Here is a 20696-nt window from a genome sequence, read left to right on the forward strand (position 1 = left end):
CGGGATGGATACGGGATATCAATATGCGCATCTGCATTTTCGGCGCAGGCGCCGTCGGCAGCCACATTGCGGTACGGCTGGCGCGCGCCGGCCATGAGGTCAGCTGCGTGATGCGGGGCGCGCATCTGGAGGCGGCCCGCGCGGGTGGGCTCAAGCTGCGCGTCGGCGATTCCGAGGTCGGCGCCAAGGTGAACGCGTCAGGCGACCCGGCCCAGCTCGGCCCGCAGGACGTCGTGATCTCGACCTTGAAGGCGACGGCGCTTCAGGGACTGGTTTCCAGCATCAAGCCGCTGCTCCAGGACGATACTGCGATCGTGTTCGCGCAGAACGGCATTCCCTGGTGGTACGGTATCGGCCTGCCGCCGCGGCACCCGACACCGCCCGACATTTCATTCCTCGATCCCGGCGGGCGCCTGCGCGCCTGCATCCCGAAGGAGCGGATCATCGGCGGCGTGATCTTCTCCTCCAACGAGGTGATCGCGCCCGGCGTGGTGCAGAACCTGACGCCGGACCGCAACCGCCTCCTGATCGGCGAATGCGACGACCGCAATTGCGAGCGGATCACGAAACTGCGCGGCGTCTTCAACGATGCGCGGCTGGAATCGCCGCCGGTCGCCGAGATCCGCGAGGCGATCTGGTCAAAGCTGCTGACCAACATGTCGCTGTCGGTGCTGTGCCTGCTTACAGGCCAGACCGCGCGCGGCGTGCGCGACGACCCCGCCTTCACGGAGGTAATTCCGCGCATGCTGAACGAGGCCAACGAGATCGCCCAATACTTCATTCCCGAGGTCAAGCGTGCCAGCCGCAGCGGCCCCGCCCCCAACCACAAGCCGTCGCTGCTGCAGGATTACGAGCTCGGCCGCGCCATGGAAGTCGACGTGCTGGTGAAGGCGCCCCAGGCCTTCGCGCGCACCGCCGGCCTGTCCACGCCGACGCTCGACCTGATCGCCGCGCTCGCGATCCAGAAGGCGCGCGACAAGGGGCTTTATTCCGCGTGAGCCTCAGGCGAGCGCATCGATCCAGGCCGCGAGCGTGTCCAGCACCTCGTTGAGCGCCTCGTCATTGCTACGGCCGGATTTCTTGAGCACCGCAAAGGAATGGTCGCCGCCTGCGACCTCATGCAGCGTCGCCTTACGCCCGAGCCGCTCGATGACGGGCTCGATATGGGCAAGATCGGCAAGCTCATCGCGTGTGCCTTGCAGGAACAGCATGGGAATCGCGATTGCAGCGAGATGCTCGGCGCGCTCGCTCGACGGCTTCTTGGCGGCATGGAGGGGAAAGCCGAGGAAGGCCAGCCCCTTGACATCGGGGAGCGGCGACTTCGACTGCGCCTGCGAGGTCATGCGGCCGCCGAATGATTTTCCACCGGCAACGAGCTTCAGCCGGGGGCAGAGCCGCCCCGCCTCCGCGACCGCGGCGCGCACGCTCGCGTGTGCGATTGCGGGCGGGTCAGGACGTCCCTTCTTCGCTTCCATGTAGGGAAAATTGAAGCGGAACGTCGCAATGCCGCGTTCGGCAAGGCCGGCTGCAACCTTCTCCATGAAGGAATGCCGCATGTCTGCGCCGGCGCCGTGCGCCAGGACGTAGCAGGCGCGCGCGTGGGTCGGCTGCGTCAGGATCGCCGAGACCGTGCCGATGCGCTCGATGTCGAGCTTGAGCTCTGTCGTCTTGCCCGTCATGACCTACGCAAGCCTCGATGTGCATCTAAAGCGCGATGAGATCTGGATGAATCGTCATGACGCTTTAGGTTGTTGTTTGCGCATGATCTTTCCGGAAAACCGCTTCGCACTTTTACGGATCATGCTCTATTGGCGCGTGCCGCTCGCGGGCCAGAGATAGTTCAGGACCTGATCGAGCGTCATCATGATCTCGCGGCGTCCGGCCTCGTTGTTCACAGAGCCGAATTTCTCCTCGAGCGCAAGCTTGGCAAAGCCGTGAACGGTGGACCAGGCCGCCGCAGCCGCCGTCTTCGCCTCCTTCGCGGTGCCGCCGGTCAGCTCGGCGACGACGACCTCGAACGCATGGCCGGCGGCCCTGCTCGCCTGCTTCAGGCGCGCATCGTCGGCAACCAGCCGCTTGTTGGCAAACATCATCTGGAAACGGCCGGGATGCCTCAACGCATAATCGACATAGGCAAGTCCCTGGGCGTGGAGCTTGTCGCGGACGCCCTGCTTGCCGGAGGCCGCCTCGCGCAAGGCGCCGGCAAGCGCGTCGTAGCCGCGGATCGCCACTTCGGTGAGAAGGCCCTGGGCGTTGCCGAAATGATGCGACGGCGCGGCCGGCGAAACGCCGGCGCGGCGTGCGGCTTCGCGCAGCGTGAAGGCTTCCGCACCCTGCTCGGCGAGAATGGCTTCGCTCGCGGCGATCAGCGCCTCCTGCAATTCGCCGTGATGGTATCCGACCTCCGGCTTTGGCCGGGTCGGAGCGGTGCTGCGCTTGGCGGCGGGGGGCCGTTTCTTCATGTAACTTGACACTGTTCAGATTGCAGCATATCTATCTTAACACTGTTCAGATTGAGCGGACCGGAGTTCGAAATGACCGAAATGCAGAATATCACCGCGAGCAATTCCGTAAAGCGGCGTCATCTGGTTGGGGGCGCGGCCCTCGGCATGCTCGCAGGTGCCGTCGGCGGCCTTGCCGGCGGCGTGGCACTCGGCCAGGGCGCAGCGCTGCCGCAGCAGAAGCCGAGCGGCAAGCAAAGATTCGCGGGCAAGGTCGTCATCGTCACGGGCGGCACCTCCGGAATCGGGCGGGCCGCAACGCTGATGTTCGCCGCCGAGGGCGGCCGCGTCGCCTTTTGCGGGCGCAACACCGACCGTGGCAAGCAGGTGGAGACCGAGGTGCGCGAGTCCGGCGGCGAGGCCGTCTTCATTCGCGCCGACCTGCGCCACGAGTCCGAGGTGAAGGCGCTGGTCGACGCGACGATCGCGCGCTACGGACGGCTCGACGTCGCCTTCAACAATGCCGGCATCTCCATCGAGAAGCCGCTGCATGAATTTAGCGCGGCCGAGTTCGACGACGTGATCGGCACGGATCTGCGCGGCGTGTTCCTGTCGATGAAATACCAAATCCCGCACATGCTGGAGAAGGGCGGCTCGATCGTCGTCACCTCCTCGTCGAACGCCATTGCGACCTCGGCCAAGCGCTCGGCCTATTCGGCGGCCAAGCGCGGACTGGTCGGCCTGGTGCAGGCCGCGGCACTCGACTACGCAAAGCATGGCATCCGCATCAACACCTTGATCCCCGGCACCACGGACACCCCGATGATCCGCCGGCTCGCCGGCATGGAGGGCCTGCCCGATGCGGCCTGGCATATCGGCATCGCGCAATGGGCCAAATCCAACGTCCCGGGGTTACAGCGCGTGGCAGCGCCTGAGGAGATCGCGGCTTTTGCGTTGGTGCTGGCCTCCGACGATCATCCCTACACGACCGGCGGCCAGTTCGTGATCGACGGAGGCAAGACGGCTCATGGTTAGATCGGACGCTGCCTGAAAATACAATCATGGCGATCCCGGTGGGCGTACCTGCCGCCGTCCTCGGCGCGCAGGCCGTGACGCGCGGAATCTGTCAGCTGACCCGCCGCTCCCGCCCCTCCCAGAACGGCCTGCGCAGCTCGCGCTTCAGCACTTTGCCTGCGCCGGACAACGGCAGCGGCGTCTCGGTGATCTCGATGCTGCGCGGACATTTGTAGCCGGCAATCAGCGTCTTCGTGAACTCGATCAGCTCTCCGGTCGAAACCGCCACACCACTGCGTTTGACCACGACGGCATGGACCTGCTCTCCCCATTGCTCATTGGGAATTCCGATCACGGCGCATTGCAGCACCGACGGATGCTGGGCCAGCGCGTTCTCGACCTCGACCGAGTACACATTCTCCCCGCCCGAGATGATCATGTCTTTCACCCGGTCGACGACATAGATGAACCCATCTTTGTCCATGTAGCCGCCATCGCCCGTGTGCATCCAGCCGCCGACGACGGCGCGCGCGGTCTCCTCCGGCCGCTCCCAATAGCCCATCATCACTGTGTCCCCGCGCACCACGATCTCGCCGACAGCGCCCGTCGGCAGCGGCTGGTCGTTCTCGTCGACGATCTGCACCTCGCAGCCGAGCGTGGCGCGGCCCGCACCGCGATGACGTCCCTTTCTGCGCCCCTCCCCGACATGCTCGTTCGCATGTAGCAGCGTCGCGATCGGCGACAATTCGGTCATGCCATAGGCCTGGGTGAAGCGCACATGCGGCAGTGCGCGCGCGGCACGGTCGAGCACCGCCTCGCTGATCGGCGAGGCCCCGTAGATGATGTTCTTCAGGGACGACAGGTCGTATTTGCCGATCGCGGGGTGATCGACGAACATCTGGATCATCGTGGGCACCAGCAGCACGTCTGTGACGCGCTCGTTCTGCATCGCAGCCATCACGCCTTCGGGCGTGAAGCCCTGAACGATCACGTTCGAGCCGCCGGAGAGCAGCAGCGAATACATCGCCGCCCCGTTGGCAAGGTGAAACATCGGAGCCGCATGCAGATAGATCGCGCTTGCCGGAAACAGGCCTTCGCCGAGTGCGTTGAGCGCATTGGCCATCAGATTCTGGTGACTGAGCATCACGCCTTTGGAACGGCCGGTGGTGCCGCCGGTGTAAAAGATGCCGGCGAGATCGTCGCTTTTGCGCATGGCGTCGGGCACCCGAGCGCTGCCCGCAACCAAAGCCTCATAGCTCTCCATCCCCGCCGGCGCCTCGCCATCGTCGGCATAGATCAGCTTCAGCCCCGGAATGGCGCCGGCGAGCTGCGCGCCGACCTGCGCAAAGGCCTTGTCGACCAGCAGAACGGACGCGCGGCAGTCGCGCAGCGCATCCTCGTTTTCCAGCGCGCTCCAGCGGATGTTGAGCGGCACGATCACGCCTCCCGCCCAGCCGGTCGCCAGATAGAGCTCGAGATAGCGGTCCGAGTTGAAGGACAGCACCGCAACACGGTCGCCGTCCCTGACGCCGCGCGTGCGCAGGCCGCCGGCCAGCCTTGTAACGCGCTCGCCGAGCTCGCCCCAGCTGCGCCGCCGCTGGCCATAAACGGTCGCCAGCCCATTCGGATTGATCTGCAGCGCCCTGCGCAGGCCGTGCGTGATGTTCATCCCGTCTCTCCTCCCGTGCGTTTCTTCCCTGTTGTCTTGCGTCCTGAGTTGCGCCCTTGCGGCGCCCTCGGCGTCTTGTTTGTCGTCTGCAGCCGAACCTCGGCCGCTAGGCCGTCCGTCAGCCGCACCGTGAACTCGTCGGCGATCGCGGTCGGCGACAGCTTGCCCTCCCGTCGATACCAATGGCCGATCCAATTGAGCGAACCCGCGATCGCGAAGGCTGCAAGCTTGGGATCGCAAGGCCTGATCGAACCGTCGGCGATGCCCGCGGCAATGTAACGCCGGAAGGTGGCGTCGATCCGCCTCTTGGCGGCGCGTGCGACACCGGCGTTCCGCTCGGCCAGATCGCGCAAATCGAAACGCACCAGGCTCGCGCCGAAATCGGTCGCCATCAGTTCGGCATAGGCGTGCACCAGCTTGCGCAGCTTGGCGAGACCCGAACCGCCGCCGGCGTTGATTTCCGTGATCACGCCGTCGACGAGTTCGGCGCCCATCGACCAGCATTCGAACAGGATCTCGTCCTTGCCGCGGAAGTAATTGTACAGCGCGGGCTTGGTGATGTTCAGCCGGTCCGCAACCTCGTTCAGCGTCACGCGATGATAGCCCTGCTCCAGGAACAGCTGCACGGCGGCGCGCAGCACCGCCTCGCGCTTCTCGTCGCGGGCGCGGCGCCGGCTCTCGAACGGCAGCCAGGGCGAAGGCGATGACGGCGGAGCGGGCGGCGCTGTATCCATGGTCGGTCGGTTGACTCTGGTGGAGATCGGACGATATGTTACCCATGGGTAAGAAAAAGTCCAACGGGTAATTTATTGGGAGGAAGCGATGTCTGACGTCGTCGTCGCCGGGATCGGCATGATTCCGTTCGCCAAGCCGGGCGCCAGCGCGCCCTATCACGAGATGGGAACGGAAGCGGTCAAGCTCGCGCTCGCCGATGCCGGCCTCGGCTACGAGAAGATCGAGCAGGCCTATGTCGGATACGTCTATGGCGATTCCACCTGCGGGCAGCGCGCGCTCTACCCCGTCGGGATGACCGGCATCCCCATCGTCAACGTCAACAACAATTGCTCGACCGGATCGACTGCGCTGTTCATGGCGCGGCAAATGATCGCAAGCGGGGCGCTGGATTGCGTGCTGGCGGTCGGCTTCGAGCAGATGAAGCCAGGCGCGCTCGGCAGCGTCTACACCGATCGCCCGAGCGCGTTCGAGGAGTTCGACGCCGCCGCGGACCAGCTGATCGACGCCCCCGGCATTCCGCTGGCGTTGCGCTATTTCGGCGGCGCCGGGCTCAGCCACATGAAGAAATACGGCACGCCGCTCGACGCCTTCGCCAAGGTGCGCGCCAAGGCGAGCCGACATGCGAAGAACAATCCGCTCGCGCTTTTCCGCAAGGAAGTCACGGCGGACGACGTGATGAACGACCAGGTGATCTGGCCGGGCGTCATGACGCGCCTGATGGCGTGCCCGCCGACCTGCGGCGGCGCCGCCGCCGTGCTGGTCTCCGAGCGGTTTGCGGACAAGCATGGCATCGGCAAAGAAGTACGCATCGCGGCGCAGGCCATGACCACCGATACGCCCTCGACCTTCAAGGCCGGCGACATGATGCAGCTGGTCGGCTACGACATGGCAAAAGAGGCGGCCAGCCGGGTTTATGAGAGCGCCGGCATCGGCCCCGGTGATCTCGACGTGGTGGAGCTGCACGACTGCTTTGCCCATAACGAGCTCATCACCTACGAGGCGCTCGGCCTCTGCGGCGAGGGTGAAGCCGGCAAGTTCATCAATGACGGCGACAATACCTATGGCGGCCGGATCGTGACCAATCCGTCCGGCGGATTGCTGTCCAAGGGACATCCGCTCGGCGCCACCGGGCTTGCGCAGTGCTACGAGCTAACGCGGCAGCTGCGTGGCACCGCAGGCTCCACGCAGGTCGAGGGTGCCAAGGTCGCGCTCCAGCACAATCTGGGCCTCGGCGGGGCCTGCGTCGTCACGCTCTACAAGCGGCACTGATATCGGCCATGGTCGACCAGTCCGCCGTAGGGCGCAGCTTCACGCCCGTCACCGCGCGCGTAGAGCCCGGCCGTCTCCGCTACTTCCTCAACACGCTGGGTGAAGAGAATCCGGTCTACCGCAACGCGGATGCCGCGCGAGCGGCCGGATTCGCTGGCACCCCAGTGCCGCCGACCTATCTGTTCTGCCTGGAGATGATGGACGTCGACGACCCCTTCGAAATGTTCGCCGCGCTCGGCATCAATCTGTCCCGCGTGCTGCATGGTGAGCAAAGCTTCGCCTATCACGCCCCGGTTCTGGTCGGCGACACCCTGACGTTTCGACCGCTGGTGACCAGCGTTGTGGACAAGAAGGGCGGCGCGATGACGCTGATCGGCATCCGATGCGAGGTGACCAACCAGGACGGCGTGCGTGTCGCCGATACCGCGCGCACCATCGTCGTCCGCAACGAGGCGGCGTCATGACGGCATCCGGAGACATAAAGGCCGGCGACCGCATCGTCCACAAAGTCTTTCCGCCGATCACCCGCCACACGCTCGCGCTCTATTGCGGCGCATCGGGCGATCATAATCCGATCCACGTCGACATCGACTTCGCCAAGGCGGCCGGATTTCCCGATGTGTTCGCCCACGGCATGCTGGTGATGGCCTGTCTTGGGCAGGCGCTGACGGATGTGGTGCCGCCGTCGAAGCTCCGCAGCTTTGCGACCCGGTTCGTCTCGATCACTCAGCTCGGCGCCAAGCTCACTTGCGCAGGCACCGTGACCGAGCTCTTCGTCGAGGACGGCGAGCGTCGCGCAAGGCTCGCGCTCACCACCAAGGACGATCGCGGCGAGGTCAAGCTCGAAGGCAGCGCCGTCGTCGCGCTGTGACAGCAAGAGGACTCATTCAAATGACAAAACTGCAGGGAAAGGTCGCGCTCGTCACCGGCTCAGGCCGCGGCATCGGGCGCGCGATCGCACTCAAGCTGGCGCGCGAAGGCGCCAGGGTGGTCGTCAACGACCTTGATGCCGAGCCCGGCAACGCCGTGGTCGCGGAGATCGAGGCACTCGGCGGCAATGCCACTGCCGTGAACGGCAGCGTCGCCGAGGCGGGCTTCGCCGATCGCTTCGTCGGCGCCGCGCTGGACAAGTTCGGCGGGCTCGACATCATCGTCAACAATGCCGGCTACACCTGGGACTCCACCATCCAGAAGATGACCGACGAGCAGTTCCAGGCCATGCTCGACGTCCACCTCGTCGCGCCGTTCCGGATCTTGCGCGCGGCCGCCGAGCCGATCCGCGTCTTCGCCAGGAAGGAGGCCGAAGAGGGACGCGAGGTGTTCCGCAAGGTCGTGAACATCTCCTCCATCGCGGGTCTCTACGGCAATGCCGGGCAGGCCAGCTATTCCTCGGCCAAGGCCTCGCTGATCGGACTGACCCGAACCATGTGCAAGGAGTGGGGCCGCTACAAGGTCAACGTCAATTGCGTCGCCTTCGGCCTCATCAACACCCGCCTGACCCAGCCGATCGAGGCGCAGCAGAAGACCATCGACGTCGCCGGCCGCGACATCAAGGTCGGCGTGCAGCCGCACATGCTCGAAGCCATGTCGCGCATGATCCCGCTCGGCCGCGGCGGTACGCCGGAAGAGGCAGCCGATGCCGTCTATCTGTTCTGCAGTCCGGAATCCAATTATATCAGCGGTCAGGTGGTCGTCGCCGGCGGCGGCCTGATTGTCTGAGAGCGAGGCGCTGATGCAGTACCGATCGTCGTGGATGACCGAAGAGCTGGACACGTTCCGCGACCAGTTCCGCAAATATCTCGCCAAGGACCTGGCGCCGCATGCCGAGAAATGGCGCGAGCAGAAAATGGTCGACCGCTTCGCCTGGCGCGGGCTCGGCGAGATGGGAGCGCTGCTGGCGAGCGTGCCGGAGGAATATGGCGGTCTCGGCGCCACCTTCGCCTATGACGCCGCCGTGCTCGACGATCTCGAGAGCACGGTGCCAGAGCTGACCACCGGCGTCTCCGTGCACAGCGCCATCGTCGCGCATTACATCCTCAATTACGGCTCGGAGGAGCAGAAGAAACGCTGGCTGCCGAAGATGGCGTCCGGCGAGGTGGTCGGCGCCATCGCCATGACCGAGCCCGGCACCGGCTCGGACTTGCAAGCTGTCAAGACCACGGCGAAGAAGCAGGGCAATTCCTACGTCATCAACGGCCAGAAGACCTTCATCACCAACGGCCAGGCCGCCGATCTCGTCATCGTGGTCGCGCGCACCGGCGAAGCTGGTGCAAAGGGCATTTCGCTGATCGTGGTCGAGACCGCGGGCGCGGACGGATACAAGCGCGGGCGCAACCTCGACAAGATCGGCCTGCACGCCTCCGACACCTCGGAGCTGTTCTTCGACAACGTGACGGTGCCGCCGGAAAACCTGCTCGGCAAGGAGGAGGGCCAGGGTTTTGTCCAGTTGATGCAGCAATTGCCGCAGGAACGCCTTGCGCTCGCGGTCGGCGCCGTCGCCTCGATGGAGCGCGCGGTCAAGCTCACCACCGACTACACCAAGGAGCGGAAGGCGTTCGGCAAGCCGCTGATGGATTTCCAAAACACCGCCTTCACGCTGGCCGAGCGCAAGACCGAGGCGATGATCGCGCGCGTCTTCGTCGATTGGTGCATCGAGCGCCTGGTCGCCAAGGACCTCGATACCGTGACGGCATCGATGGCGAAATATTGGTGCTCGGAGAAGCAGGTCGAGACCGCCGACGAATGCCTGCAGCTGTTCGGCGGCTACGGCTACATGCAGGAATACCCGATCTCGCGCATCTTCATCGATTCCCGCATCCAGAAGATCTATGGCGGCACCAACGAGATCATGAAGCTGCTAATCGCGCGGTCGCTGTGAGGCGCTCCACCTCGCCCCGCTTGCGGGGAGAGGTCGATCGCGTAGCGATCGGGTGAGGGGGACTCTCCACAGGTCCGTCTCTCACCGTATTCGCGGAAGCAGCCCCTCACCCCAACCCTCTCCCCGTAAGAACGGGGAGAGGGGGCTCATCGAGCGAGTCGCCGCGCAGTTTCTCTCACCGCGCGCGCCAGTCGCGCGGCCGGCAGCCGAAGCGCTGCTTGAAGCGGCGGGTGAAGTGGGAGAGGTCCGAAAAACCCCAATCGAACGCGATGGCGCCGATCGCGCGCTCCGCCATCGCGGGAGTCCTGAGATCCCTGGCCGCGCCGTCGAGACGATGGTCGATGACGTAGTCGGTGAAGCTGGAGCCCGATCGCGCCAGCAGCTTGTGCACGTAGCGCTCGCTGATGCCGACGGCGGCGGCGACGTCTGCGACCGCAAGTCCCGGCTGGCGGAGCCGCCGGTGGATGGCACGTTTCACCGCCAGCGTGGTTGCATCGGCGAGACTCTCGGCTTCAGCTGCGTGCAGGCGGCTGCTTCGCGACAGGCTCACGGCAACCAATTCGATCAGCGCCCGGAACAGCCGCACACCTTCGTCCTCGCTCATCTGCAGCGCGCCCTCGCTGAGCGTGCGCGCGGTCTCGACAATGAGGTGGCCGACGACGGGATCGTCCGAGAGGCGTGCCGCAACGACGTCGAACGAAGCCGGCAGCCGTTCACGCAAGGCTTCTGCCGGCACCCAGAACGAGGCGACGCACAGCTGCGGACCACGATCGTGCAGGAGCGCGAACTGGCGGTCGCTGTCGAAGATGCCGACCTGTCCGGGCGACAGGCTGATCTCGCGACCGTCCTGCTGGATGCGGCAGCGGCCGGCCAGCTTCAGGTTGAGGTAGAAGCAGCTGCGATCGGACGCCGCGATATCGGCCGCGGAACGGCGCACCAAATGCTCAGGGAAGCTGACGCGGTTGATCGCGGCATCACCGAGACGGACGTGCTCGACGCTGGCGGGAAAGCCGCTTGCCGCCGCCGGCTCCGGCGTCAGATTCATGAAAGCCTGGCAGATTGCCTCGCGATAATAGGCGAATTGCTCGTGAGGCCGTACACCCACCGTATTCCAGGCCGAGTGGCGCGACGGGACGGGGCGCTCGATCTGCTGCATCGGTTCACTCCGAGACCAATACGGTTCACTTCCAGCCAAGCGGCAAATCGGTCGCCGGTCCACACTTGCCGTGCGGCGACGCTGCGCCGATCTAACCACACCCTCGGGAGGAGCCACAATATGTCGACCTACGTTCTCGTCCATGGCGCCTGGCATACAGGCGCCGAGCTCGAGCCGGTCGCCGCGCCGATCCGCGCCGCCGGCCATCAGGTCCATACCCCCACCATCAAGGGCAACCGTCCGGGCGATGCCAAGACGACCGGGTTGAAGGAAGCGATCCAATCGATCGCGGACTACCTGGCCGAGAATAATCTGAAGGACGTCATCCTGCTCGGCCATTCCTATGGCGGCATGGTCATCACTGGCGTTGCCGACCTCGCGCCGGAGCGCATCCGCCGCCTGGTCTACTGGAATGCCTTCGTGCCCAATGACGGCGAATGCCTCAACGACATGGTGCCGCCGCATTATATCGGACTGTTCGACGCCATCGCGGCCGAGCGCGGCGACGGCTCGGTGGTGCTGCCCTTCCCGATCTGGCGCGAGGCCTTCATCAACGATGCCGATCTGGAGACGGCGCAGCGCGCTTATGACGTGCTCAACCCGCATCCGCTGGCGACCTTCAGCGACAAGATCACGCTCAAGAGCAATCCGGCCGAGATGCCGCTGGCCAAATCCTACATCAACTGCACCGAGGATACCGCGATGCCGCACAGCCATGGCTGGCATCCGCGCCTGTCGGAGAAGCTCGGCCTGTTCCGCCTGGTGCAGGTGCCGGGAAGCCACGAGCTGTGCTTCTCCGATCCGGCGCGGCTCGCCAAGGCGATCATGGAGGCGGGGCGCGACTGATCAGTGCGTCATGCGAGCACGTGGTCACGATCCGCGCGCGCCGCTCAATTCGGATGCCACCAGCGGCCGCCGATGACGACGCCTTCGGACACGATCTTGCGATCGCCGATCAGGTGCTCGCCGACGACGTCTTCATAGTCGAACTGGCCCTGCCGCACCGAGATCAACGTGGCGTCGCCGACGCTGCCCGGCTTGAGGCTGCCGAGCTCAGGACGCCGCAGCGCCATCGCCGCATTCACCGTCGATGCCGCGATCACATCCGGCAGCTCCATGCCCATGCACAGGAACTTCGACATGGTCGTCACCTGGTCATAGGCCGGTCCGTCGATGCAGAGCTGATGGATGTCCGAGGAAATCGTGTCCGGATGGAAACCATTGGCCAACATGGCGCGCGCGGTCTTGAACGCGAACGAGCCCTTGCCGTGGCCGATATCGAACAGCACGCCGCGCTCGCGCGCCTCCAGCACCGCTTTCTTCACGGTGCCTTGCGCCGTCGCCGGGGTGTTGGGAAAGGGGCGGAACGCGTGGGTAAGCACGTCGCCGGGACGCAGCCGCGCCAGCACGTCCTCATAGCTCGGCGGCGGATGATCGATATGCGCCATCAGCGGCATGCCGACCTCGTTCGCGACCTCGAGCGCGATGTCGAGCGGCACCGCGCCCGAGGTGCCCGAGGAATGCAGGCCCACGCGCACCTTGATGCCGACGATGAGATCGCGGTTGGCATCGGCCACTTCGGCCGCCTCGATCGGATTCATCAGGCGCAGCTCCTCGCTCTCGCCGACCATGATCCGGTGCGAGAAGCCGAAGATGCCGGCATGCGAGACGTGCAAATAGGCGAGGATGCGGACTTGGCTCGGCTCGATCACATGCTTGCGGAAGCCGGCGAAATTGCCGGGGCCAGCGCTGCCGGTATCCACCGCCGTGGTGACGCCGGAGAGGCGGCAGAACTCCTCGGCATCAATGCCGAGCGAGGTGCCGCCCCAGTAGACATGGGTGTGGAGATCGATGAGTCCCGGCGTCACGATGAACCGGGAGACGTCACGCACCTCCGTGCCCGGATCCGCCTTGAGCCCTGTGCCAACAGCGGCAACCTTGCCGTTCGAAAATGCGACATCCGTCACGGCATCGAGCTTCTGCGAGGGGTCAATGACCCTTCCGCCGCGAAGGATCAAGTCAAAAGGCATCATGGTCTCCGGGTATGGCAACGGACAGGCATGGACCGGGCTGGAAGGTGCCCCTTCCGGCCCGGCCCCTTCTGTTAGCAATTTTTGCACCAGCCGAGCAAATTAGCGGGCATCCTGTCCGCTCGGCTTGCGGGCCGCCAGATGCATGACGGCTTACTCCGTGAACGTATTCGCGACTCTACGGGAGCGAAGGACATAGGTTATCCAAATCGCGGCACTGATCGCACCGACGACCATTCGTGCGACTTGAAGAGGTTCGATAGTGAAAAAATCACCGAACGGACGGTTCAAGCCGATGGAAAAGATCGATGCAACCCAAACCAGATCGATCAACGGGATCAGTACCGCACAGATCATCTGCACAATGAAGAACGCTGGAAATCTACGGGAATGCATGAACAGGAGCACCGCCGTCCAGATTGCGAGACCGATCAGCGCGACGTTCATCGCAATCTCGCCCCAAAATAGGATTGAGAATTGCACCCAGGTCTCGCTGGAGATCGACTGCACATATTGCGCGGTATTGACGACTAGGCGCACGATGCCGATCATTTGGCCGAAGGCCAGAAGCCCGAGCCAGCCGCTGATGCCGGTCATCTCTGGCTGGACGTCCTTGAATGAAGCGCCGTCTTCTGCGGGAGCGGCCGCCTCGCGAATGACCTCAACCGGCGGCGATGCTGGGCTTGGCGGCGGCGATTGAAGGAGCTGCTGCGTGATCTCGTGCACCTCCCCGGCCGGCTTCCAATTCTCGAAGCCGTGCCGCCAGACCAGCACGCGCCGAGGATCGGCGATACCCGCGAGAAGCGTGAGGAGTTCAGAAATCGAGAACGGGCCGCGCCGCTGCCCGCCCTCAGCGTAGTACCATGAGTCCGCCATGCAAGGCCCCCTGCACCCGCCGTATTTTAGCCGGCTGTCGGCACACGTCACGATGGAATAACGCTTGGGGGGAATACCGGCGTTGCGTGCCCTAGGCGCGGCGCAAACGCGCGGAAAAGTGGCGATCCCGGGAAGACTCGAACTTCCGACCTACGGTTTAGGAAACCGCCGCTCTATCCGGCTGAGCTACGGGACCGCGGAACCCGTGGGTGCGGGCTCGGCCCCCTCATAGCAGAGCAAAATGCGGTTCGCCAGCCGTCAGGCGGGCGAGATCGATCGTCAGCCTGAACGGGGCGGCTATACTTCCAGGCCCCGCCCAACGGAGCAGCTCACATGATCGAAAGCATCAGCGCCATCACGCTCGGCACGCATGACATGGGGCGCGCCGTGCACTTCTACCGGTCGCTGGGGTTCGAGCTCTTGTATGGTGGCGAAGCCGCCGCATTCACGAGCTTTCGCGTCGGCCCCGGTTATCTCAACCTGACGGCACAGCCGGACGACAAGCGCTGGTCCTGGTGGGGCCGCGTCATCTTCCATGTCGCCGATGTCGACGCAACCTATGAGCAGGCGCGCGCCGCCGGATGGCAGCCGTCAACCACGCCGCGCGACGCCGAATGGGGCGAGCGCTACTTCCATCTCACCGACCCCGATGGCCATGAGCTCAGTTTCGCACGTCCCCTTCGCCGGGCATGACGGGGCCTCACGCCTTGATATTGTTGTCCTTCACGACCTTGCCCCAGGTGGCGACCTGCTTGTCGAAGAAGGTCTTGAAGGCGGCGCCGTCCTGGAGCAGCAGCGTCATGTGTTGCGTCTCCTTCAGCTGGGCGGCGGTCGCGGGCTCGCTCAGGATCTCCTTGGACGCCGCCGCGAAGGCCGCGACGACGTCCGGCGGCGTGCCCGTGGGCGCGAAGATGCCCCACCAGGCCAGCGTCTCGAAGTCCGGGAAGCCGGCCTCGATCGCGGTCTGAGTATCAGGCAGGGCCGGCAGCCGCTCGCGGCCGAGCTGCAGGATCGGACGCAGCATATTCGTGCCGAGCTGGGCGGCGACCAGCGCCGCCGATCCCGCGATGAGATCGACGTGGCCGCCGAGCACGTCGTTCATGGCCGGCCCGCCGCCGCGATAAGGCACGTGCATGATCTCGACACCGGCCTTGCTGCCGAGCACGGTCATGGCGAGATGGCCGAGCGTGCCGATGCCGACCGAGGCGTATTTCACCGCGCCGGGGCTTGCCTTGCAGGCGGCGACCACGTCGGCAAAGCTCTTGTAGGGGCGGCCGGCGCCGGCCGCGATCACGTAAGGCGCGGTGCCGATCAGCAGCACCGGCATCAGCTCGCGCTCGACATCGACCGGCGGCTTGTCGAGAATCGACGGGATCACCGCGTGGGAATCGAAGGTGACCAGGAAGGTCGAGCCGTCGGCCGGGCTCTTGGCGACCTGCGCCGCGCCGAGCGCACCGGCCGCGCCCGATTTGTTCTCGACCACCACGATGCGACCAAGCTTGGTCTGCAGGTTCGTCTGCAGCAGCCGCGCCATGGCGTCGGTCGATCCGCCCGGCGGGAACGGCACCACCAGCGTGATTTTGCCGGCCTGCGCCATCGCCGGCGTCAATGCGAGAATAGCCGGCGCGGCCAGCAGCGCCCGTCGTGTGATCGTCATGGTCCCCTCCCTTTATGTGTAGCGCTTTGCTTTTTTGCTTTTGAGCGCTAGGTCGTGCCGAAGCCTGATCCTGCTTTTCTGTATTCTGGCCGAGGCGGACTGAAGATGTCCAGCACGCGGGCGCCGTCCGGGCCGGCGCGCATGGTGTGCGGCACGTTCCCGGGCGTGCGCCAGAAATCGCCTTTCTTCACCGGGATTTCCTCCTCGCCCTGGACGCGGATGGCGGAGCCGTCGAGCAGCACGCCCCACTGCTCCTCGGGGTGATGATGCAGCGTGCCTTGCGCATGCGGGGCCAGCGTCACCACCGACAGCATCGCCTGCTCGCCGGAGAAGATGCGCGTGGTCACGCCGGCGGCAAGCTCGCGGAAGAGTCCGTCGCTGGCATCATCGAGATTGTGAAATTCTTCCTTCTGGCTCACGCCATCCTCCCTTCACGCTCCTCTGATCAGGACTTGCCGTAGGCGCCCTGGTAACGGCCCTCGCGGATCGCCTTCAGCGTCTCCTCCTCGCGCGCGACCTGGACACGCACCGCTTCCAACAGGGCGGCCGCGCCGGCAGCGGGAAACGACACCACGCCGTCCTCGTCGCCGACGACGATGTCGCCGGGCGCAATCACGCTGCCGCCGATCGTCACCGGCACGTTGATCTCGCCGGGGCCGTTCTTGTAGGGACCGCGATGGATCACTGCGCGGGCGTAGCAGGGGAAGTCGTCGGCCGCGAATGCTGCGACGTCGCGGATCGCGCCGTCGATTACGTAGCCTTCGGCTTTGCGCCATTGCGCGATGTTCTTCATGATCTCGCCGATCAGCGCGCGCGTCTCGTCGCCGCCGCCGTCGACCACGATGACGTCGCCGGGCCCGACCAGATCCAGCGCGCGGTGGATCGCGAGATTGTCGCCGGGACGGGTGCGCACGGTGAAGGCCGTGCCCACCAGCTTGCCGCCGCGGTGATAGGGCCTCAGCCCCACTGCGCCGGGCAGCCGGGCGAGATTGTCCGAGATCACCGAGGTCGGCGCGTCCCTGAAACCTTCGATGATATTTGCCGGCGGCTTCGGCACGCTGCTCGCTACGATGGTGATCGTCATGTCAGTCCTTCCTTGCTTGTCTCATTCGGCATGCGCCCGCGCCTTCGAAGGCAAGATCCGGAACGCGCGCCCCTCCTTCATCCACGTCGCACGCTCATCGCGCAACAGGGTGCGCCGAACTTTTCCGGAATCGTCGCGCGGCGGGGCGCTGACGAATTCGAAGCTTTCGGGATGCTTATAGCGGCTGAGCCGGTCCTTGAGGAAATCCGCCATGCCGTCGGCAATGGCCTGCCCGTCCGCATCGGGCTCCGGCTCGATGATGGCATGCACACGCTGGCCCAATTCCGGATCGGGCAGGCCCACCACGACGCAGGAGCGCACACCGGGAGCCTCGGACACCGCGGCCTCGACCTCGGCCGGATAGATGTTGGCGCCGCCGCGCAGCACCATGTCCGCGAGGCGGTCGCCGAGATAGAGATAACCTTCGGCGTCCAGCCGGCCGATATCGCCGAGCGATTCCCAGCCGTCGGCGCGGCGCTTCGGCTCGGCGCCAAGATAATGGTAGGTGGCGTCCTTGCCATCATTGTTGAGGAAATAGATCTCGCCGGTCTCGCCGGGCGCAACGTCCTTGCCGTCCTCGCCGACGATGCGAAGCTTCGCCATGTCGCCGATCTTGCCAACCGAGCCCTTGTGCGTCAGCCATTCAGTGCCGGAGATGATGCAGGCGCCCTGCCGCTCGGTGCCGCCATAGAGCTCCCAAATCCGCTCGGGTCCGAGCCAGCCGATCCAGTTCTCCTTTAGCCACGGCGGCATCGGCGCAGCCATGTGGAAGACCGTCTGCAGGCTCGACAGATCGTAAGAGTTGCGCACGCTCGCAGGCAGCGCCCAGATCCGGTGCATCATGGTCGGCACGAAATTGACCCATTGCACGCGCTCGCGTTCGATCTGCCGCAGCGTCTCCTCGGCGTCGAACTTGGTCAGCCCCGTGAGCTTGCCGCCGACGAACAGCGCATAATGCGACACGATGAACGGCGCGTTGTGGTAGAGCGGACCGGGATTGAGCAGCGATACGCCGAATGGAATATTGAGCGGCGGCGCAGCCGCGGTATCGGTCACGGCCGGCTGGTGATCGAGGATCACTTTGGGTCGGCCGGTCGAGCCGCCTGAGGTCATCGCCTTCCAGTATCGCGCCACCGGCGGCGCCAGCGGCCCATCCGAGAATCCTTCCGGCACGAAGTCGGCGGCCAACCGGTTGGGCGCATTCCAGTCGGCCTCGCCGCCGACCACCAGCGCAGGCTTGAGAATGTCGAGCACGGCGGCGGCTTCGCCGCGCGGCAGCCGCCACGACAGCGAGGTCGGCGTCGCGCCGCATTTCCACACCGCAAAGGAGGTCTCGAAGAACGCGTTGCCGTTCGGCAATCCGATCGCGACGAAATCCCCGGGCTTGACGCCCTTGGCCATGAATGCCCGCGCGCGGCGGTTGGCGCCGCGCTCGAGCTCGTCCCAGGTCAGCGTGTCCTGCCCGTGACGGATCGCAATCGTGCCGTGTGGTTTGCGTTCCGCGTACCAGCGCGGCACATCTGAGAGCGGCAGCAACATCAGGCGTTTCCATTTCGTCTTCTTGGCGTCGCCGCAGGAGTGAGGCGCTCGCGGCACGAGTGTACCAGCCTGCGGTCAGGGCGCTGTGACTCTCGCGCCACGTCAAGCACAAAATGTCAGCATCGCAGCCCTGAATTTCCTGGGTTCCATGGGTGACAAGCCGGCAAGAAAGGGGCAAAAATCCGGCTCGACTCAGTTCGGGTTGAGTTGCGCAAGGAATGCTCTCTTAGAATGTCGTCGGTCGTTACATCGCGTCGTGCGGCGCTGCTCGCCGTAGGTACAGCAGGTTTGTTCCTGCTGACGCACGGGCATGCCGAGGCGCAATGGTGGAAGCGCGCTCCGGTTGATTTCGAGGAATGCGCCGACGCCGCCGAGAAGGCCGCAACCAAAGCGGAGAAGACGGCCGCCCTTGCCGATTGCAACGCCAAGTTCGCCGGCCGCCGCAAGCCGGGCGGCGGCTATTCCTATTACGATTTCCTCCAGGATCGCACCTTCGATATCGCCGGTCCCAATCCGACGCCGGAGGAGCAGAAGAAGATCGACGAAGCCTATACGGCCTATCTCGCCAACCAGCGCCGCAGCAACGAAGCGGCCCAGGCTATCGCCCGGCAGCAGCGCGAACAGCAGGAGCAGCAGTTGCAGCAGCTGCAGCAGGTCGCGCTGCGGACCGAAGTCGCGCGCGTGCCGGTGCCGGTCGAGCGGCCGAAGGTGCAGCAAGCCGCGGGCGCGAAGCCGAAGGCTGCACCTTGCGCCAAGGGCTCGTTCTCCTGCGAATGGCCGCGGCTGTCGGAGAGCTTGAACGACCTGAAGAAGCTGTTCAACCCGACCCCGAGCAAGCCCGCGAAGAAGGGGTGAGTTGCATCCATAACCGTCATTGCGAGGAGCCCTTGCGACGAAGCAATCCAGGGTCTTTCCGCGGTGGGATTCTGGATTGCTTCGCGGAGCCTGTCATCGGGCGGCGCTTTGCGCCGACCCGGTGGCTCGCAATGACGAGTTGGATGGAGATCAGCTCCCACCCTCAGTTCGTGCGCTTCTTCTTGCCCTGCTTCGGTTTCGCCAACGGCGCAGTCGCCGGCTCCGTCACCATCGGCGAAGCACCCAACTGCGACCGGCTCTCCTGCAATCGCCTGTCATATCCAGGTGAGTTCATCACCGTCGGCGGCCTCGCATAGGCGAGCGTCGATGTGCCGCAGAAGGCGGTCAGCGCGAGCCCGATCACAAGACCACGTTTCATCGCGCTCCTCCTTTCGGGCGCTACCCCCGAATCTGCTGCGGCGTCATACGGAGCGGACCGTTGCCGGCCGCCTCGGCTTCCTTGATCAGCGCAACAATGCGGCGCATCAGCGGCACGGCGACATGGTTCCGCTCGGCGAGCGCGATCACCGCGCCCTGCAGATAGTCGATCTCGGTCTTGCGGCCCTGCTTCAGATCCTGCCACATCGAGGAGCGCGCCTCGGGATCGATCTTCATGGTCCGGCCCAGGATTGCACCGAAGATCGCATCCGGCAGCCGCAGCAGGGTTGGAGACCAGCTCATCGGGATCGGCGTCGACGACACCGGCACGATGTGGGCGGCCTTCAGCACGGCCAGCCCTTCGGCCATCTGGTCGGCGAACAGCCTGCGCCAGTCGCGGCTGGCCAGTTGCGCGGCAAGCGGCATGTCCGACAGCGCGCTGAGCGCGTTGTTCAGGTTGATGATCAGCTTGCCCCATTGCACGCCCGTGATGTCGCCGCTCGCGCGCATCGTGAGGCCGGCGACCGAGAGCTTCCCGGCCGTGTTCTCCGCATCCTCGCCAACATGAATGTCGCCGGAGGTCGAGCGGTGGAAGCGGCCCTCGCCCATCGCGATCACGTTGAACGGCACCATGCCGGCCAGCACGCGGCGGCCGCCCAGCCGCTCGCGCAGCGCAGCGACATTGCCGACGCCGTTCTGAAGCGAGACGATGACGGCATCCTCAGGCGCATGCTGCGCGATCTGCTCGGCGACAGCAGCGGTATCGGCGCTTTTCACCGTCACCAGCACGATGCTGGCGCTGTGGAAGATCGAGGGATCCTCCGACAGCGCCAGTTGACCCGCGCCGAGCTTGTTCTCGGAGCCGTCGAAATCAGTCAGAAGCAAGCCGAACCGCTCGATCTCGGTCTTTACCCGCGGCCGCACCAGGAGCGCGACGCGGCGGCCGCTGGCGGCCAGCATGCCGCCGACGAAACAGCCGATGGCGCCGGCGCCGGCCACAACGATCGGTCGATCCGCAATCACCGAGCTCACTCCCTGAATGACCGGCCTTCGATAGCAGAGCCGAGCCCGACAACCAATCGCGGCGCATCCGACTTGTAACGGTCATGAGTGCC

At 65.3% G+C, this 20696-nt stretch carries 23 protein-coding genes and 1 tRNA gene; 10 read left to right on the top strand and 14 right to left on the bottom strand.

The features are described from left to right. Positions 1-23 precede the first annotated feature (23 nt). Positions 24-998: a ketopantoate reductase family protein gene (locus tag I6F31_RS32575; RefSeq protein ID WP_225148510.1), complete on the top strand. Its 975-nt coding sequence runs from the start codon at positions 24-26 to the stop codon at positions 996-998. Positions 999-1001: 3 nt separating this feature from the next. Here I6F31_RS32575 and I6F31_RS32580 read toward each other — a convergent pair whose 3' ends face one another. Together I6F31_RS32580 and I6F31_RS32585 are read right to left on the bottom strand one after the other, a co-directional pair. Beyond that, positions 1002-1679 (bottom strand): alpha/beta family hydrolase, encoded by a 678-nt coding sequence (locus I6F31_RS32580; RefSeq protein WP_225137642.1) that lies wholly within the window; start codon positions 1677-1679, stop codon positions 1002-1004. A 126-nt stretch (positions 1680-1805) separates the two neighbouring features. After that, positions 1806-2462, bottom strand: coding sequence for a TetR/AcrR family transcriptional regulator (locus tag I6F31_RS32585; protein ID WP_225186783.1), 657 nt, complete (start codon positions 2460-2462; stop codon positions 1806-1808). A 72-nt stretch (positions 2463-2534) separates the two neighbouring features. On the opposite strand from I6F31_RS32585, the gene I6F31_RS32590 reads away from it, so the two are divergent. Beyond that, complete coding sequence (locus tag I6F31_RS32590; protein WP_225137646.1) at positions 2535-3476, top strand: SDR family oxidoreductase; 942 nt, start codon at positions 2535-2537, stop codon at positions 3474-3476. A 91-nt stretch (positions 3477-3567) separates the two neighbouring features. On the opposite strand, the gene I6F31_RS32595 is transcribed toward I6F31_RS32590, so the two are convergent. Further along, positions 3568-5124, bottom strand: coding sequence for a long-chain-fatty-acid--CoA ligase (locus tag I6F31_RS32595; RefSeq protein ID WP_225186784.1), 1557 nt, complete (start codon positions 5122-5124; stop codon positions 3568-3570). Further along, the gene (locus I6F31_RS32600) at positions 5121-5858 is read right to left on the bottom strand and encodes a TetR/AcrR family transcriptional regulator (protein ID WP_225186785.1); all 738 of its coding nucleotides are present in this window, start codon (positions 5856-5858) and stop codon (positions 5121-5123) included. Before I6F31_RS32600 ends, I6F31_RS32595 begins: the two co-directional genes overlap by 4 nt. Positions 5859-5946: 88 nt before the next feature. Between I6F31_RS32600 and I6F31_RS32605 the strand changes: the two genes are divergently transcribed. Genes I6F31_RS32605 through I6F31_RS32625 form a run of 5 tightly spaced genes read left to right on the top strand, consistent with a single transcriptional unit; the run spans position 5947 to position 10006 of the window. Beyond that, entirely contained in the window at positions 5947-7128 is a 1182-nt protein-coding gene (locus I6F31_RS32605; RefSeq protein ID WP_225186786.1) for a lipid-transfer protein, read from the top strand. 8 nt (positions 7129-7136) lie between these two features. Then, complete coding sequence (locus tag I6F31_RS32610; RefSeq protein ID WP_036026351.1) at positions 7137-7592, top strand: MaoC family dehydratase N-terminal domain-containing protein; 456 nt, start codon at positions 7137-7139, stop codon at positions 7590-7592. After that, complete coding sequence (locus I6F31_RS32615) at positions 7589-7999, top strand: MaoC family dehydratase (RefSeq protein WP_225186787.1); 411 nt, start codon at positions 7589-7591, stop codon at positions 7997-7999. The genes I6F31_RS32610 and I6F31_RS32615 overlap by 4 nt, the downstream gene beginning before the upstream one ends. Positions 8000-8019: 20 nt before the next feature. Continuing rightward, complete coding sequence (locus tag I6F31_RS32620) at positions 8020-8847, top strand: SDR family oxidoreductase (protein WP_225113672.1); 828 nt, start codon at positions 8020-8022, stop codon at positions 8845-8847. Positions 8848-8860: 13 nt separating this feature from the next. Further along, on the top strand, positions 8861-10006 hold the full coding sequence (locus I6F31_RS32625; RefSeq protein ID WP_225186788.1) for an acyl-CoA dehydrogenase family protein: 1146 nt from the start codon (positions 8861-8863) through the stop codon (positions 10004-10006). Between the two features lie 175 nt (positions 10007-10181). Here I6F31_RS32625 and I6F31_RS32630 read toward each other — a convergent pair whose 3' ends face one another. Then, on the bottom strand, positions 10182-11162 hold the full coding sequence (locus tag I6F31_RS32630) for a helix-turn-helix domain-containing protein (protein WP_225148504.1): 981 nt from the start codon (positions 11160-11162) through the stop codon (positions 10182-10184). A gap of 120 nt (positions 11163-11282) precedes the next feature. Between I6F31_RS32630 and I6F31_RS32635 the strand changes: the two genes are divergently transcribed. After that, positions 11283-12008, top strand: coding sequence for an alpha/beta hydrolase (locus I6F31_RS32635; protein WP_225148503.1), 726 nt, complete (start codon positions 11283-11285; stop codon positions 12006-12008). 44 nt (positions 12009-12052) lie between these two features. On the opposite strand, the gene I6F31_RS32640 is transcribed toward I6F31_RS32635, so the two are convergent. From I6F31_RS32640 to I6F31_RS32650, 3 genes are all read right to left on the bottom strand, one after another. Then, the gene (locus I6F31_RS32640; protein ID WP_225127105.1) at positions 12053-13192 is read right to left on the bottom strand and encodes an amidohydrolase/deacetylase family metallohydrolase; all 1140 of its coding nucleotides are present in this window, start codon (positions 13190-13192) and stop codon (positions 12053-12055) included. A gap of 153 nt (positions 13193-13345) precedes the next feature. Further along, positions 13346-14068 carry a DUF2569 family protein gene (locus I6F31_RS32645; RefSeq protein ID WP_225186789.1) on the bottom strand — a complete coding sequence of 241 codons (723 nt, stop codon included), beginning with the start codon at positions 14066-14068 and terminating at the stop codon, positions 13346-13348. A 119-nt stretch (positions 14069-14187) separates the two neighbouring features. Continuing rightward, a tRNA-Arg gene (locus I6F31_RS32650) sits at positions 14188-14264 on the bottom strand. Positions 14265-14401: 137 nt separating this feature from the next. Here I6F31_RS32650 and I6F31_RS32655 point away from each other — a divergent pair. Next, complete coding sequence (locus I6F31_RS32655; protein WP_036014526.1) at positions 14402-14761, top strand: VOC family protein; 360 nt, start codon at positions 14402-14404, stop codon at positions 14759-14761. Positions 14762-14768: 7 nt separating this feature from the next. Here I6F31_RS32655 and I6F31_RS32660 read toward each other — a convergent pair whose 3' ends face one another. The 4 genes from I6F31_RS32660 to I6F31_RS32675 are packed head-to-tail and all read right to left on the bottom strand — an operon-like array spanning position 14769 to position 18348. After that, positions 14769-15725, bottom strand: coding sequence for a tripartite tricarboxylate transporter substrate-binding protein (locus I6F31_RS32660; protein ID WP_074448067.1), 957 nt, complete (start codon positions 15723-15725; stop codon positions 14769-14771). Between the two features lie 47 nt (positions 15726-15772). After that, the gene (locus tag I6F31_RS32665; protein WP_036014542.1) at positions 15773-16144 is read right to left on the bottom strand and encodes a dimethylsulfonioproprionate lyase family protein; all 372 of its coding nucleotides are present in this window, start codon (positions 16142-16144) and stop codon (positions 15773-15775) included. A 26-nt stretch (positions 16145-16170) separates the two neighbouring features. After that, positions 16171-16809 carry an RraA family protein gene (locus I6F31_RS32670; protein ID WP_036026331.1) on the bottom strand — a complete coding sequence of 213 codons (639 nt, stop codon included), beginning with the start codon at positions 16807-16809 and terminating at the stop codon, positions 16171-16173. Positions 16810-16830: 21 nt separating this feature from the next. Then, positions 16831-18348, bottom strand: coding sequence for an AMP-binding protein (locus tag I6F31_RS32675; protein ID WP_109141715.1), 1518 nt, complete (start codon positions 18346-18348; stop codon positions 16831-16833). 231 nt (positions 18349-18579) lie between these two features. Between I6F31_RS32675 and I6F31_RS32680 the strand changes: the two genes are divergently transcribed. Beyond that, positions 18580-19203 (top strand): hypothetical protein, encoded by a 624-nt coding sequence (locus I6F31_RS32680; RefSeq protein ID WP_057027447.1) that lies wholly within the window; start codon positions 18580-18582, stop codon positions 19201-19203. Positions 19204-19366: 163 nt separating this feature from the next. On the opposite strand, the gene I6F31_RS32685 is transcribed toward I6F31_RS32680, so the two are convergent. Both I6F31_RS32685 and I6F31_RS32690 read right to left on the bottom strand, forming a co-directional pair. Further along, a complete protein-coding gene (locus I6F31_RS32685; protein WP_074448068.1) occupies positions 19367-19582 on the bottom strand; it encodes a hypothetical protein in 216 nt (71 codons plus the stop codon). A 20-nt stretch (positions 19583-19602) separates the two neighbouring features. Next, positions 19603-20604, bottom strand: a complete 1002-nt coding sequence (locus tag I6F31_RS32690) for a 2-dehydropantoate 2-reductase (protein ID WP_225186790.1) — start codon at positions 20602-20604, stop codon at positions 19603-19605. Between the last annotated feature and the right edge of the window lie 92 nt (positions 20605-20696).

It is taken from the genome of Bradyrhizobium sp. NBAIM01 (assembly GCF_020194115.1).
Taxonomy (GTDB): domain Bacteria; phylum Pseudomonadota; class Alphaproteobacteria; order Rhizobiales; family Xanthobacteraceae; genus Bradyrhizobium; species Bradyrhizobium yuanmingense.

Excerpts from the sequence above, each read along its gene's own strand:
- I6F31_RS32575 (WP_225148510.1), top strand. The coding sequence starts at position 24 with ATGCGCATCTGCATTTTCGGCGCAGGCGCCGTCGGCAGCCACATTGCG.
- I6F31_RS32580 (WP_225137642.1), bottom strand. The coding sequence starts at position 1,679 with ATGACGGGCAAGACGACAGAGCTCAAGCTCGACATCGAGCGCATCGGC.
- I6F31_RS32585 (WP_225186783.1), bottom strand. The coding sequence starts at position 2,462 with ATGAAGAAACGGCCCCCCGCCGCCAAGCGCAGCACCGCTCCGACCCGG.
- I6F31_RS32590 (WP_225137646.1), top strand. The coding sequence starts at position 2,535 with ATGACCGAAATGCAGAATATCACCGCGAGCAATTCCGTAAAGCGGCGT.
- I6F31_RS32595 (WP_225186784.1), bottom strand. The coding sequence starts at position 5,124 with ATGAACATCACGCACGGCCTGCGCAGGGCGCTGCAGATCAATCCGAAT.
- I6F31_RS32600 (WP_225186785.1), bottom strand. The coding sequence starts at position 5,858 with ATGGATACAGCGCCGCCCGCTCCGCCGTCATCGCCTTCGCCCTGGCTG.
- I6F31_RS32605 (WP_225186786.1), top strand. The coding sequence starts at position 5,947 with ATGTCTGACGTCGTCGTCGCCGGGATCGGCATGATTCCGTTCGCCAAG.
- I6F31_RS32610 (WP_036026351.1), top strand. The coding sequence starts at position 7,137 with ATGGTCGACCAGTCCGCCGTAGGGCGCAGCTTCACGCCCGTCACCGCG.
- I6F31_RS32615 (WP_225186787.1), top strand. The coding sequence starts at position 7,589 with ATGACGGCATCCGGAGACATAAAGGCCGGCGACCGCATCGTCCACAAA.
- I6F31_RS32620 (WP_225113672.1), top strand. The coding sequence starts at position 8,020 with ATGACAAAACTGCAGGGAAAGGTCGCGCTCGTCACCGGCTCAGGCCGC.
- I6F31_RS32625 (WP_225186788.1), top strand. The coding sequence starts at position 8,861 with ATGCAGTACCGATCGTCGTGGATGACCGAAGAGCTGGACACGTTCCGC.
- I6F31_RS32630 (WP_225148504.1), bottom strand. The coding sequence starts at position 11,162 with ATGCAGCAGATCGAGCGCCCCGTCCCGTCGCGCCACTCGGCCTGGAAT.
- I6F31_RS32635 (WP_225148503.1), top strand. The coding sequence starts at position 11,283 with ATGTCGACCTACGTTCTCGTCCATGGCGCCTGGCATACAGGCGCCGAG.
- I6F31_RS32640 (WP_225127105.1), bottom strand. The coding sequence starts at position 13,192 with ATGCCTTTTGACTTGATCCTTCGCGGCGGAAGGGTCATTGACCCCTCG.
- I6F31_RS32645 (WP_225186789.1), bottom strand. The coding sequence starts at position 14,068 with ATGGCGGACTCATGGTACTACGCTGAGGGCGGGCAGCGGCGCGGCCCG.
- I6F31_RS32655 (WP_036014526.1), top strand. The coding sequence starts at position 14,402 with ATGATCGAAAGCATCAGCGCCATCACGCTCGGCACGCATGACATGGGG.
- I6F31_RS32660 (WP_074448067.1), bottom strand. The coding sequence starts at position 15,725 with ATGACGATCACACGACGGGCGCTGCTGGCCGCGCCGGCTATTCTCGCA.
- I6F31_RS32670 (WP_036026331.1), bottom strand. The coding sequence starts at position 16,809 with ATGACGATCACCATCGTAGCGAGCAGCGTGCCGAAGCCGCCGGCAAAT.
- I6F31_RS32675 (WP_109141715.1), bottom strand. The coding sequence starts at position 18,348 with ATGTTGCTGCCGCTCTCAGATGTGCCGCGCTGGTACGCGGAACGCAAA.
- I6F31_RS32680 (WP_057027447.1), top strand. The coding sequence starts at position 18,580 with ATGTCGTCGGTCGTTACATCGCGTCGTGCGGCGCTGCTCGCCGTAGGT.
- I6F31_RS32685 (WP_074448068.1), bottom strand. The coding sequence starts at position 19,582 with ATGAAACGTGGTCTTGTGATCGGGCTCGCGCTGACCGCCTTCTGCGGC.